Origin of the sequence: Bradyrhizobium sp. 613_E4_N2_2 (assembly GCF_052075995.1) — a bacterium.
Lineage (GTDB): Bacteria > Pseudomonadota > Alphaproteobacteria > Rhizobiales > Xanthobacteraceae > Bradyrhizobium > Bradyrhizobium barranii.
This window is the reverse complement of the sequence record NZ_CP197234.1, coordinates 871,785-884,012: the sequence shown is the minus strand read 5'-3', so window position 1 is coordinate 884,012 and position 12,228 is coordinate 871,785. Positions and strand designations below refer to the sequence as shown.

Here is a 12,228-nt window from a genome sequence, read left to right as displayed (position 1 = left end):
CAAATCCCGTCAATGCGCGTTAGAATTGACCTAATGTGGCAGCGGCTCTCATTCAGAACACAATTGTTTCTTCCGCTCGGCTTGAGCTTCCTCGCCGCACTGGTCATGGGCGGCGTGCTGCTCCAGAGCTTCGCGACGGGGCAGCTTGCCGACGAGAATGAGCCGGGCCGACGCTCGACCCGGACGGTCGCCGAGGCCCTCAACAACAGCCTGAAGGCCTCGGACGACCCGCGGAAGATACTCGATGCATTTGTCCATTCTTTGGACAGCTCCTCGGATATTCAATTCCGTTCAGTGGAAGCAGGTCCCGCCCCCTCTCCAAAGGACAGCCTGCGTGATCTGCATGGCGTGCCGCATTGGTTCGTGGACCTGATCGCCATCCCGGAGATGGACGCAGCATCTCCCGTCATCATCGACGGCAGGCGCGTCGGCGACATCGTGTTCATGCCGGACCTGTCAGCCGATCTGTTCGAGAAATGGATCGGCTTCCTGGCGCTGACGAGCCTCATCGCCGTGCTGATGATGCTGACTGGGACAATTGCCTATCTCTTTGCGGGATCGGTGCTGCGTCCCCTGCAAGATCTCGGCGCGGGCCTCACGCGAATCCGGCGCGGCGATTATGCAACGCCTATCCCGGTCGCAGGACCGCAGGAGATCCGGCAGAGCTGCGAGGAAGCCAATGCGCTGGCGATGACGCTCGCGCAATTGAGTCAGGATAATCGCGACCTGCTGCACCGCCTGGTGTCGCTCCAGGACGACGAGCGGCGCGATCTCGCGCGCGAGCTGCACGACGAGCTCGGACCGCTATTGTTCGGCATCCGCGCCAGCACGATCGCGCTGAGCGAGGCCTCGGGAAATCTCGGCAACCCGGCGCAGGAGGTGATGCGATCTGTCGAAGCGCTCCAGCAGACCAACCGCCGCATCCTCGACCGGCTGCGGCCGCTTTACATCGAGGAATTGGGGCTCAAGACCAGCGTGCAGACGCTGCTCCAGAACTTTCGCAGACAGGCGCCGCATATCAGCCTGACGGCCACGATCGATCCTGGCCTGAACGAGATCGACCGACCGCTGGCCCAGACCGTCTATCGCCTGATCCAGGAGGCGCTGACCAACGTGCTGCGCCACGCCGGGGCGAACAATGTCCATGTGCTGGCGACCATGGCCGGCAAGGTGCTCACGATTGAGATCTCCGACGACGGCGGCGGCTTTCCCGCCGACAACGTCTTCGGCCGCGGCCTGACGGGCATGCACGAGCGCGTGCGCGCGCTCAGCGGATCGCTGTCACTGCTGCGCGCCGACGAGCGCACCTATGTACGCTGTCGCCTGCCGGTCGAGACGGCGCGGGACGAGCCGGCTGCCGGCTAGCTAGCACGCACCATCGGCATGCGGAGTCTGCTCCGCCGGCTCGCACATGGTGCTGTAGATCTTGCCTTCGGGACTGAAGCGAAACGAGGCGTGGATACGCAGCGAGCCCGCGACGGAATATTCGAGATCGATGCCATGCGGCACTGGATTGATCTCCTCCAGACCGAAGCCTGCCGACGAGAAGGTGCTGAGCCGCGGTCCCCAGTAGGTTTCGAGCTCGCGCCGCCCGCGATAATGTCGCTTGCCGTTGCACATGCATTCGACCCGGGCGTCGTCCGCATAGAGATCGAGGAGCGTCGCGAGGTCGCCCTTCCGGCAGGCGTCCACCCAGTCGACGACAATTCCCATCTGGTCGAAATCGCTCACACCAAAATCCTGTCTGCCGCGAAAAATTTGCGTGCGGCTTAGGACCACCCTCGTGAATATGTCCTGAATAATAAACCCCGGGCGATACCGGGTTCCCTCCGGGAGCCTACGGAAATTTTCAGGCCGGACGCCGCCCCCTCGCCCAGACCCCGAATGCGATCAGCACCGCGCCGGCGAGCGCGAACCAGGTGATGGCGTATTGCAGATGATCGTCCTTCAGATGGACGTCGAGCGGGCCGGGACGCGGAATGCCGTTCTCGGGGACGGGTTGCTCGAGATCGACGTAGAACGGTGCGACCGTGCCCCAGCCGAGCGCCCGGGACATGGCGAGATGATCGCGGGTGAACCACAGCCGTTTGTCACGCTCAGCGTCAGGCATCAGCACGCTGGCTGTTTCGGGGAAACGGACGTAGCCGGTCAACATCGCCGGCTTGTTGGTAATGAGTCGCGCGACCGCCCGATCCTGCAGGGCGCGGTCCTGTTGGGTGTTCGGCACGAAGCCCGCGTTGACCGCGACCATATCGCCGCCAGGCAGCCGTGCGGGAAGGAAAGCCCAGGTGCCGGGGCCGGAAATGTCGGAGCGGATGGCGGAGCCGGAACTGTAGACCATCGCATCCAGACGGGACTCGTAGGTCGCCGTAAATGTGACCCGACGGAATTCGTCCCGCTCCGGCGTCAGCGTGCTCCATTGCGACGGCGGCGGCAACGCAACAGGTGCCGCCGCGAGACGCTCGGTCAATGCGGCGATCAACTGATGTTTCGCGACGCGGCGCTGCAATTGCCAGACGCCGAGCGCGACCAAGACGGCGGCCAGGAAAAGCGTGAACAGCGCGAAGCCGGCCACGCGGGGCTTGCGCGCGGTCTCGTTCATTTCGCGCGGTCGACCAGCCGGCCCGGCGCCGCCTTGTGGTGGAATTGCAGCGCGATCAGCAGCGACTTCATCGCGCGCAGCGGCAAGAGCGTGGTCACGAGGATCAGCGGCAGCCACAGCGCGGCATGCAGCCAGTACGGCGGCTGGTATTTGACCTCGACGATCAGCGCGCACGCAACGACGATCCCGCCGGCCAGCATGATGATGAAGATCGCAGGACCGTCGCCGGTGTCGATGAAGGCATAGTCGAGGCCGCAGCGGTCGCAGCTGGGCGCGAGCGTCAGGAAACCCGCATAGAGCTTGCCCTGGCCGCAGCGCGGGCACTTGCAGGCAAGCCCGCGCAGCGCGCTTTGCAGGACGGTCGTCTCGGGCTCGGATGGGCCGGTGGTATCGTTCATGATGACGGACTCTAGAGCATTATCGGTTCTGATTGAATCAGAACCGAAGCTCCAGACTCTTGTTTTGACGCGTTCTCTTCACGCGAACCGGTATCCACTTCGCTCGAAAACGCTCAATCACGGTTTCCGCCAAGCTTCCGGCGGCCCAAAAGCGAAAGGGCGGCCCTGCGGCCGCCCTTTCTGATCGGTCCAATGCGGCTCAGTGCGCGCCGTGGGCCATGGTCTCGGCGCCGTGTCCCCACACATAGATGCAGAGGAACAGGAACAGCCAGACCACGTCGACGAAGTGCCAGTACCAGGCGGCGAACTCGAAGCCGAGGTGCTGTGTCGGGGTGAAGTGGCCGGCATAGGCGCGGAACAGGCAGACCAGCAGGAAGATGGTGCCGACCAGCACATGGAAACCGTGGAAGCCGGTCGCCATGAAGAAGGTCGCGCCATAGACGTTGCCGCCGAACGAGAACGCCGCGTGGCTGTACTCATAGGCCTGCACGCAGGTGAAGAGCGCGCCGAGCACGACGGTGAGGATCAGGCCGTATTTCAGGCCCTGGCGATCGTTCTCGAGCAACGCGTGGTGCGCCCAGGTCACGGTGGTGCCCGACGTCAGCAGGATCAGCGTGTTCAGGAGCGGCAGATGCCAGGGATCGAAGGTCTCGATGCCATGCGGCGGCCAGGTGCCGGGCACGGCGCAGGCGCCAGCCGCGGTGCCGAGACCGCAGCCGAACACGGCGTCGCGTGTGGCGTGGACGGCGTCGGCCGGGAACAGCGCCGCGTTGAAATAGGCCCAGAACCAGGCGACGAAGAACATCACCTCGGAGGCGATGAACAGGATCATGCCGTAGCGGTGATGCAGCTGCACGACGCGGGTGTGATCGCCCTTGTACTGGGCTTCCCTGATCACATCGCCCCACCAGCTCACCATGGTGTAGATCACGCCGACGGTGCCGGCACCGAAGATGATCGGCGCGGCCGAGAACATGTGGTGCATCCAGGTGATCGCGCCGACCGCCATGACGAAGGCCGAGATGGAGCCGACGACGGGCCACGGGGAGGGATCCACCAGGTGGTAGTCGTGATGCTTGGTGTGCGCCGTTGCCATTTGCGGTCTCTCTCCTCAATCCCGTGCCTGTCCGGCACTTATCCCCTTGTGTCCGACCCCCGCGGCATGAGCCCGGCGGTCAGAGATTTCCCTTGCGTTTGTCGTCCTCGCCCGACGCCAGCGGCTTCACCACGGGATCGCGCACCGGATAGAACGTGTAGGACAACGTGATCGTGTTCAGCCCGTCGTTCTCGTGATCGTCGGCGATCGACGGATCGACGTAGAACACGACCGGCATCTCGCGCTTCTCGCCCGGCGCCATGGTCTGTTCGGTGAAGCAGAAGCAGTTGATCTTCTGGAAGTAGGAGCCGACCGTCAGGGGCGCGACGTTGTAGGCCGCCTGGCCCGCGGTGGTGCGCGCGGCCTGGTTGGTCACGGTGTAAAAGACGGTCACGACCTGGCCGATATTGACCTCGATCTCGCTCTGCTCCGGCTCGAACTTCCAGGGCAGGCCGGGCGCGACGTTGGAATCGAAGCGCACCGCGATCTTCCGCGCGATCGGGCCGGTGGCCGGCGCCGAGGTCGCAACCTGCGTCGTGCCGTTGAAGCCGGTGGCGCGGCAGAACCAGTTGTAGAACGGCACCGCCGCGTAGGAGGCACCGACCATCAGCGCCACCACGCCGCCGCAGATCGAGGCGACCAGCACGTCGCGGCCAAGACCCTTGGAAGGCCCCCGCCCCTGCCTAGCTGTCCGGCTCTGATCCCGCGATATGGTGGGCTCTCGATCCATGTTTCCTACATCGGCCGGACGAGTACTGCCGGTCCCTTGACGATGGTGACGGCGAAGAACAGCACCACGAGCACGCCGAGCGCGAGCGCGATCGCGATCGAGCGCTGGCGGCGGCTCTTCTTCTGCGCCTCCGTGAGGACGATTCCATTCATCTCAGGTTTGTCGGCCATTCCAGCGATCATGCGCCCCCTACCATCGGAGCAAGCGCCCGGAACACGACTTCGGCCAGCAGGGTCGCAAACAGTGCGAACAGATAAAGGATGGAGAAGGCGAACAGCTTGCGGGTCGCGCGCAGCGATTGGCTGCGCTCGCGGCGCATATAGACGTTGATCGCGAGCACAAGCATGCCGGCGCCGAGGATCAGCGAGACGATGCCGTAGATGGCGTCGAAATAGCCGAGCGCCCACGGGGCGGCGGCGACCGCGATCAGCACGATGGTGTAGAGCAGGATCTGAAGCCGCGTCGCGTCGGGACCGGCGACGTTGGGCAGCATCGGAATGCCGGCACGCGCATAGTCGTCGGAGCGGAACAGCGCCAGCGCCCAGAAGTGCGGCGGCGTCCAGAAGAAGATGATGGCGAACAGCAGCAGCGGCTCGACGTCGACGGTGCCCGTGACCGCGGCCCACGCCACCACTGGCGGCAGCGCACCAGCGGCGCCTCCGATTACGATGTTCTGTGCGGTCCGGCGCTTCAGGATCATCGTGTAGATCACGACGTAGAAGAAGATGGTGAAGGCGAGCAGCGCGCCCGCGATCCAGTTGACGAGGATGCCGAGCGTCATCACCGAGAAGAAGGCGAGCGTCATGCCGAACGCCATCGCCTCGGGACGGGTGATGCGGCCGCGCGGAATCGGCCGGTTTGCCGTGCGCGACATCTTGGCGTCGATATCGCCTTCGAGCGCCATGTTGAGCGCTCCGGAAGCGCCGGCACCGACCGCGATGCAGAGCAGCGAGGTGATGGCCAGCACCGGGTGGAAATGCCCGGGCGCCATCGCCAGTCCGACCAGCGCGGTGAAGATCACCAGCGACATCACCCGCGGTTTGAGCAGCGCAATGTAGTCGCCCACGTCCGCTTCGGAGATGCGGGGATCGATGTCGATGGCGTTATGGTCGAGGACGGACACTAGTTTTGACTCGCTTCGCTAAAGAGCCGCGGCGCCCGTCACGGGCGCCGCGAGCGTTGGTTTACTGCACGCGGGGCAGCACTTCGAACTGATGGAACGGCGGCGGCGAGGGCAGCGTCCATTCCAGCGTGGTCGCGCCCGCACCCCACGGATTGTCGCCAGCCGGCACCTTTTTCGCGAAGGCGTCGAACACGCAGTAGAGGAAGATCAGCACGCCGAAGCCGGAGATGTAGGAGCCGACCGAGGAGACCAGGTTCCAGCCGGCGAACGCGTCGGGATAGTCGACGTAGCGGCGCGGCATGCCCGACAGGCCGAGGAAGTGCTGCGGGAAGAACACAAGGTTCACACCGATGAAGGTGACCCAGAAATGCGCCTTGGCCAGCCCCTCATTGTACATGTAGCCCGACATCTTCGGGAACCAGTAGTACCAGCCGGCAAAGATCCCGAACACCGCACCGAGCGACAGCACGTAATGGAAGTGCGCGACGACGTAGTAGGTCTCCTGGAGCACGCGATCGACGCCGGCATTCGCCAGCACGACGCCGGTGACGCCGCCGACCGTGAACAGGAAGATGAAGCCCACCGCCCAGATCATCGGCGCACGGAACTCGATCGAGCCGCCCCACATCGTGGCGATCCACGAGAAGATCTTCACGCCGGTCGGAACCGCGATGACCATCGTCGCGGCGACGAAATAGGCCTGCGTCGCCGAGGACATGCCGACCGTGTACATGTGGTGCGCCCAGACCACGAAGCCGATGCCGCCGATCGCGACCATGGCGTAGGCCATGCCGAGATAGCCGAACACGGGCTTGCGAGAGAAGGTCGAGACGATCTGGCTGACCATGCCGAAGGCGGGCAGGATCAGGATGTACACTTCGGGGTGACCGAAGAACCAGAACAGATGCTGGAACAGCACGGGATCGCCGCCGCCGTCCGGCGCGAAGAACGTCGTGCCGAAATTGCGGTCGGTGAGCAGCATGGTGATCGCACCGGCGAGCACCGGCAGCGACAACAGCAGCAGGAACACCGTCACCAGGATCGACCACACGAACAGCGGCATCTTGTGCAGGGTCATGCCCGGCGCGCGCATGTTGAAGATCGTGGTGATGAAGTTGATGGCGCCGAGAATCGACGAGGCGCCCGCCAGATGCAGCGACAGGATCGCGAAGTCGACGGCCGGGCCCGGATGGCCGGAGCTCGACAGCGGCACATACATGGTCCAGCCGGCGCCGACGCCGTTGGCACCCGGCTCGCCCTCGACGAAGGTCGACATCAGCAGCAGCGCGAAGGAGGCCGGCAGCAGCCAGAACGAGATGTTGTTCATGCGCGGGAACGCCATGTCGGGCGCGCCGATCATCAGCGGCACGAACCAGTTGCCGAAGCCGCCGATCATCGCGGGCATGACCATGAAGAAGATCATGATCAGGCCGTGAGAGGTCACGAACACATTATAGGTGTGCGTTTCGTGGAAGATCTGCACGCCCGGATACATCAGCTCGGCACGGATCGCGATCGACATCGCGGCACCGATGACGCCGGCGATGACCGCGAAGATCAGGTACATCGTACCGATGTCCTTGTGGTTGGTCGAATAGACATAGCGCCGCCATCCGGTCGGATGGGCGTGCTCGTCATGTCCGTGGTCTTGCGCGTGATCGCCGTGTGCCGCTGCGCTCGTTGCCATTTTCAAATCCTGCCTTGCGTCCCGTTCGGACCTTCTGCGGTCCCGCCCTTTATGTCGCTTTCTGTCCCTCGAGCCTTCGCCCGGCGCTTACTGCGTCGGGCCGGCCGCGGAGGCGAAAGTGCTGGTGCCGCCGCTCGCATATTTCTTCTTTGCCGTTTCGACCCAGGAGGCGAAGTCCTTGTCCTCCACGACGCGAATCGCGATCGGCATGAAGGCGTGGTCCTTGCCGCAGAGCTCAGAGCACTGGCCGTAGAACATGCCGGTCTTGGTGGCCTTGAACCAGGTCTCGTTCAGCCGCCCCGGAATGGCGTCGATCTTGACGCCGAAAGCCGGCAGCGCAAAGGCGTGGATGACGTCCGCGCCGGTGACCTGGACACGAATCACCTTGTTGACCGGCACCACCATCTCGTTGTCGACGCCGAGCAGGCGGGGCTGCTTGTCCTGGGCCATCAGCGAGTCGAACTCGAACTTGCCGTTATCAGGATAGGCATAGGACCAGTACCACTGCTTGCCGGTGGCCTTGATGGTCAAATCCGCCTTCGGCACGTCGAGTTCGAGGAACAGCAGGCGGAACGACGGCACCGAGATACCGACCAGGATCAGCACCGGAACGAGCGTCCAGGCCACCTCGATCAGCGTGTTGTGCGTGGTCCGCGACGGCACCGGATTGGCCTTCGCGTTGAACTTCATGACCACGATCACCAGCAACGCCAGAACGAACAGCGTGATCAGCGTGATCAGCACGAACAGAAAGTTGTGGAACCAGACGATATTGTCCATCACCGGCGAGGCGGATTGCTGGAGCGTCCATTCCCACGGCGCCGGCTGCCCGAGTTCGGCGTATGCCGCACCGCCCGTCGCCAGCGTCAGACCCGCCACGGCCAATCCCAGCAAGTGCCGGCCCACATGGCCCATCGACATCCTCATGCCGTTCGCGCTCCCCTAACGAAATCACCCCAAGTGCATCCCCCTATTTCCGGGAAACGCTTATTCGATCCGCCCGTCTGACAAACCGCCGCGCAAGAATACCTCTAAGAGGAATTGGGGCCAGATCGCTAGAACGCCGAAATCAAGCCTCTCAAACCATAATTCTTGATCTATCGCAATGCAGTCTTGAGACCCGTCTGTCAGCCATCACCCGCAAGATATTTCCTAGTAACATCAGAGAAAAATACCGTTTCCCGGGATGCCGCGGCTTGACAGCGGCATTGCCCGCGGTAGGCACTGGCAGACAGCCGCGCAGGAACCTGATTCGTGCGGGCGATGGCGGTGTTGGCGGCGCGGAATTTGCTTGCGAATTGCCTTCAAGACGCCGTCATTCCCGTATCAGTCCGCCAGGCGCGAGCGACCCAGGCGAGCAGAGGGACCGACCCGATGGGGTTTTCGAGAAGCATGGCAAGGCAGGCGAGCGGCCCCACGATGCTGGCGGCCCTGCTGGCGGCGGTCGTCGTCTTGGCGATCCCGGGCCTCGCCCATGCGCAGGGCGCGGTGCGCTCCGTCCATGGCGACTGGCAGATCCGCTGCGACACCCCGCCCGGCGCCCAGACCGAGCAATGCGCCCTGATCCAGAGCGTGGTGGCCGAAGACCGCTCCAATGCCGGCCTTACCGTGATCGTGCTCAAGACCGCCGACCAGAAGAGCCGGCTGATGCGGGTGGTGGCACCGCTCGGCGTGCTGCTGCCCTCCGGCCTTGGACTGAAGCTCGACAACCAGGACGTCGGCCGCGCCGGCTTCGTCCGCTGTCTGCCCAATGGCTGCGTCGCCGAGGTCGTCATGGACGACAAGCTGCTCGGCCAGCTCCGCACCGCCAAGACCGCGACCTTCATCATCTTCGAGACCCCGGAAGAAGGCATCGGCTTCCCGCTCAGCCTGAACGGGCTCGGCGAGGGCTATGACAAGCTGCCGTAGGGCGGCAGGCGCGTCCGCGCGCGGCGAATCCTATCGTTTCGTAATGTGGCACCTGGCACCCTCGCGGAACCGCCGGGAAACCATTATCTTGCCCTACATCTTTCGATAATGGACGGACGCATGACCAATCCAGCCACAACCTCCCTGCTCGACCGCGCCAATCTCGACCGCGACCAGGTTCGCAACGAGGTCGCACGCGGGCTTGCCGGTGCCGACGACGGCGAATTGTTCCTGGAATACAGCCAGACCGAAGCGCTGATGTTCGACAATGGGCGGCTGAAGCAGGCGACCTATGACACCTCGCAGGGCTTTGGCCTGCGCGCCGTCAAGGACGACGCGGTCGGCTATGCCCATTCCTCCGACGTCTCGCTGCCGGCGCTGATTCGCGCCGCCGACGCGGTCGCCGCCGTGCGCGGCGGCTATTCGGGCAGCTTTGCGGCCCCGCCCCCGCACACCAATGTGCGGCTCTATGCCGACGACAATCCGCTTGATGCGCCGGGCTTCGAGACCAAGGTGAAGCTGCTCGCCGAGATCGACGCTTACTTACGCGACAAGGATCCGCGGGTGCGGCAGGTCAGCGTCAGCCTGGGGGCGACCTGGCAGGTCGTCGAGATCCTGCGGCCCGACGGCGAGAGCTATCGCGACATCCGCCCGCTCGTGCGCGTCAATGTCTCCGTCGTCGCCGGACAGGGCGATCGCCAGGAGAGCGGCAGCAAGGGCTATGGCGGCCGCGCCGGCTATGCCGAATTCATCGAGAGCAAGAACTGGCGCGACGCCGCCGACGGCGCGCTGCGCGAAGCCCTGGTCAATCTGGAATCGATCCCCGCCCCCGCTGGCGAGATGGACGTCGTGCTCGGGGCCGGCTGGCCCGGCGTGATGCTGCATGAGGCGGTCGGCCATGGCCTCGAAGGCGATTTCAACCGCAAGAAGACGTCCGCGTTCGCCGGCCTGATGGGCCAGCAGGTTGCGGCCAAGGGCGTCACCGTGATCGACGACGGCACCATTGCCTCGCGCCGCGGCTCGCTGTCGATCGACGACGAGGGCACGCCGACCAACCGCACCGTGCTGATCGAGGACGGCATTCTGGTCGGCTACATGCAGGACCGCCAGAACGCGCGCCTGATGAACATGAAGCCGACCGGCAACGGCCGCCGCCAGGGCTACGCCCATGTGCCGATGCCGCGCATGACCAACACCTACATGCTCGCGGGCGACCGCGATCCGGCCGAGATCCTGGCGTCCGTGAAGAACGGCGTGTTCGCCGCGAATTTCGGCGGCGGCCAGGTCGACATCACCTCGGGCAAATACGTCTTTCAGTGCACCGAGGCCTACAAGATCGAGAACGGCAAGATTGGCGCGCCGCTGAAGGGCGCCATGCTGATCGGCAACGGGCCGACCGATTTGCATCGCATCCGCATGATCGGCAACGATCTCGCGCTCGATACCGGCATCGGCACCTGCGGCAAGAACGGTCAGGGCGTGCCCGTCGGCGTCGGCCAGCCGTCGCTTCTGATGGAACGTATTACTGTAGGTGGAACGGGCGCATGAGCGTTGAGAAGGTAACTGTCACCGCCAAGCGGAAGAGCAGCGGCTGGGCTGGTCAGCTCATGCAGCTCGCCGGCATCGTCGCCGCCGTGTTCATCGCCAAGGGCGCGCTTGCCGAGCCGTTCTACGTACCGTCGGGTTCGATGGAGCCGACGCTCCTGATCGGCGATGCGCTGCTCGCCTCGAAATTCCCCTATGGCTACGGCACCTCGTCGCTGCCGATCCAGATCAACCTGCCCGAAAGCGGCCGCGTCTTCGCGGAGACGCCGAAGCAAGGCGACGTCGTCGTGTTCCGCTGGCCCGGCGATCGCTCGCAGGCCTGGGTCAAGCGCGTCGTGGGTCTGCCCGGCGACCGCATCCAGATGCGGCAGGGGCAGCTCTTCATCAACGACCGTCCCGCCGAGCTGAAGCCGGATGGTGTCGGCGCTGCCGAAGACGACAATGGCGGCAGCGAGCCCGCCTACCGCTATGTCGAGACGCTGCCGAACGGCGTGTCGCATCTGATCTTCAAGATGCGCGACAACGGTCCGCTCGACAACACGCCTGAAGTGACGGTGCCGCCCGGCCATCTCTTCGTGCTCGGCGATAACCGCGACAATTCCGCCGACAGCCGCGTGCCCCTGCGCTCCGGCGGCGTCGGCCTGCTGCCGATCGACAATCTGGTCGGACGCGCGGATGCCGTGCTCGGCTCCTGGGATCTGGGCATGCGCGGCCAGCCGGTGTGGACCTGGCTCTCCGGCTTCCGGCTCGCGCGATTCTTCACCGCCGTGCACTGAGCTGATCTCGTGACCTTCGACGACGTCAGAAAACTTGCGCTGACGTGGCCGGAGGTCGAGGACGGCACCTCCTACGGCACGCCGGCACTGAAAGTGCGCAAGAACATGCTGGTGCGTCTGAAGGAGGACGGCGACAGTCTGGTGATGCCGGATGTCCCGATCGACGAGCGCGCCATGCTGGTCGGGAGCCAGCCAAAAATCTTCTATTTCACCGATCACTACGCCGACTATCCGATCGTGCTGATCCGCCTGTCCAAGGCGAAGCGCGCGATCGTCGAGCCGTTCCTGCGGCGGCGCTGGCGTGGCCTCGCCTCGAAGACGGCACGCGCGGCGTACGATGCCAGCGCGTGAATGATGGCCGCG

The 12,228-nt window shown here is 64.6% G+C and carries 14 protein-coding genes; 5 read left to right on the top strand and 9 right to left on the bottom strand.

Annotated elements, in window-relative coordinates; genetic code table 11:
- Positions 1–33: 33 nt before the first annotated feature.
- Positions 34–1,365, top strand: coding sequence for a histidine kinase (locus AB7290_RS04135; protein WP_085402619.1), 1,332 nt, complete (start codon positions 34–36; stop codon positions 1,363–1,365).
- Here AB7290_RS04135 and AB7290_RS04130 read toward each other — a convergent pair whose 3' ends face one another.
- The 9 genes from AB7290_RS04130 to coxB all read right to left on the bottom strand — a co-directional run bounded on the left by AB7290_RS04130 (position 1,366) and on the right by coxB (position 8,563).
- Positions 1,366–1,731 carry a nuclear transport factor 2 family protein gene (locus AB7290_RS04130; RefSeq protein ID WP_085402620.1) on the bottom strand — a complete coding sequence of 122 codons (366 nt, stop codon included), beginning with the start codon at positions 1,729–1,731 and terminating at the stop codon, positions 1,366–1,368.
- Between the two features lie 118 nt (positions 1,732–1,849).
- Entirely contained in the window at positions 1,850–2,602 is a 753-nt protein-coding gene (locus AB7290_RS04125) for an SURF1 family protein (RefSeq protein WP_085402621.1), read from the bottom strand.
- Complete coding sequence (locus tag AB7290_RS04120) at positions 2,599–3,000, bottom strand: DUF983 domain-containing protein (RefSeq protein WP_085402622.1); 402 nt, start codon at positions 2,998–3,000, stop codon at positions 2,599–2,601. Before AB7290_RS04120 ends, AB7290_RS04125 begins: the two co-directional genes overlap by 4 nt.
- Before the next feature lie 199 nt (positions 3,001–3,199).
- Positions 3,200–4,096, bottom strand: coding sequence for a cytochrome c oxidase subunit 3 (locus AB7290_RS04115; RefSeq protein ID WP_085402623.1), 897 nt, complete (start codon positions 4,094–4,096; stop codon positions 3,200–3,202).
- A 79-nt stretch (positions 4,097–4,175) separates the two neighbouring features.
- Complete coding sequence (locus AB7290_RS04110) at positions 4,176–4,826, bottom strand: cytochrome c oxidase assembly protein (protein WP_028151626.1); 651 nt, start codon at positions 4,824–4,826, stop codon at positions 4,176–4,178.
- Between the two features lie 5 nt (positions 4,827–4,831).
- Positions 4,832–5,008 (bottom strand): hypothetical protein, encoded by a 177-nt coding sequence (locus AB7290_RS04105; RefSeq protein WP_014498510.1) that lies wholly within the window; start codon positions 5,006–5,008, stop codon positions 4,832–4,834.
- Positions 5,005–5,949, bottom strand: coding sequence for a heme o synthase (locus AB7290_RS04100; protein WP_085402624.1), 945 nt, complete (start codon positions 5,947–5,949; stop codon positions 5,005–5,007). The genes AB7290_RS04105 and AB7290_RS04100 overlap by 4 nt, the downstream gene beginning before the upstream one ends.
- 61 nt (positions 5,950–6,010) lie before the next feature.
- Entirely contained in the window at positions 6,011–7,636 is a 1,626-nt protein-coding gene (ctaD, locus tag AB7290_RS04095; protein ID WP_085402625.1) for a cytochrome c oxidase subunit I, read from the bottom strand.
- A gap of 87 nt (positions 7,637–7,723) precedes the next feature.
- The gene (gene coxB / locus AB7290_RS04090) at positions 7,724–8,563 is read right to left on the bottom strand and encodes a cytochrome c oxidase subunit II (protein WP_063980764.1); all 840 of its coding nucleotides are present in this window, start codon (positions 8,561–8,563) and stop codon (positions 7,724–7,726) included.
- 447 nt (positions 8,564–9,010) lie between these two features.
- Between coxB and AB7290_RS04085 the strand changes: the two genes are divergently transcribed.
- The 4 genes from AB7290_RS04085 to AB7290_RS04070 all read left to right on the top strand — a co-directional run bounded on the left by AB7290_RS04085 (position 9,011) and on the right by AB7290_RS04070 (position 12,216).
- On the top strand, positions 9,011–9,544 hold the full coding sequence (locus AB7290_RS04085; protein ID WP_085402684.1) for an invasion associated locus B family protein: 534 nt from the start codon (positions 9,011–9,013) through the stop codon (positions 9,542–9,544).
- A 120-nt stretch (positions 9,545–9,664) separates the two neighbouring features.
- A complete protein-coding gene (tldD, locus tag AB7290_RS04080) occupies positions 9,665–11,092 on the top strand; it encodes a metalloprotease TldD (protein WP_085402685.1) in 1,428 nt (475 codons plus the stop codon).
- Positions 11,089–11,865: a signal peptidase I gene (lepB, locus tag AB7290_RS04075; protein ID WP_085402626.1), complete on the top strand. Its 777-nt coding sequence runs from the start codon at positions 11,089–11,091 to the stop codon at positions 11,863–11,865. Before tldD ends, lepB begins: the two co-directional genes overlap by 4 nt.
- A 9-nt stretch (positions 11,866–11,874) precedes the next feature.
- On the top strand, positions 11,875–12,216 hold the full coding sequence (locus AB7290_RS04070; RefSeq protein ID WP_085402627.1) for an MmcQ/YjbR family DNA-binding protein: 342 nt from the start codon (positions 11,875–11,877) through the stop codon (positions 12,214–12,216).
- Positions 12,217–12,228: the final 12 nt, after the last annotated feature.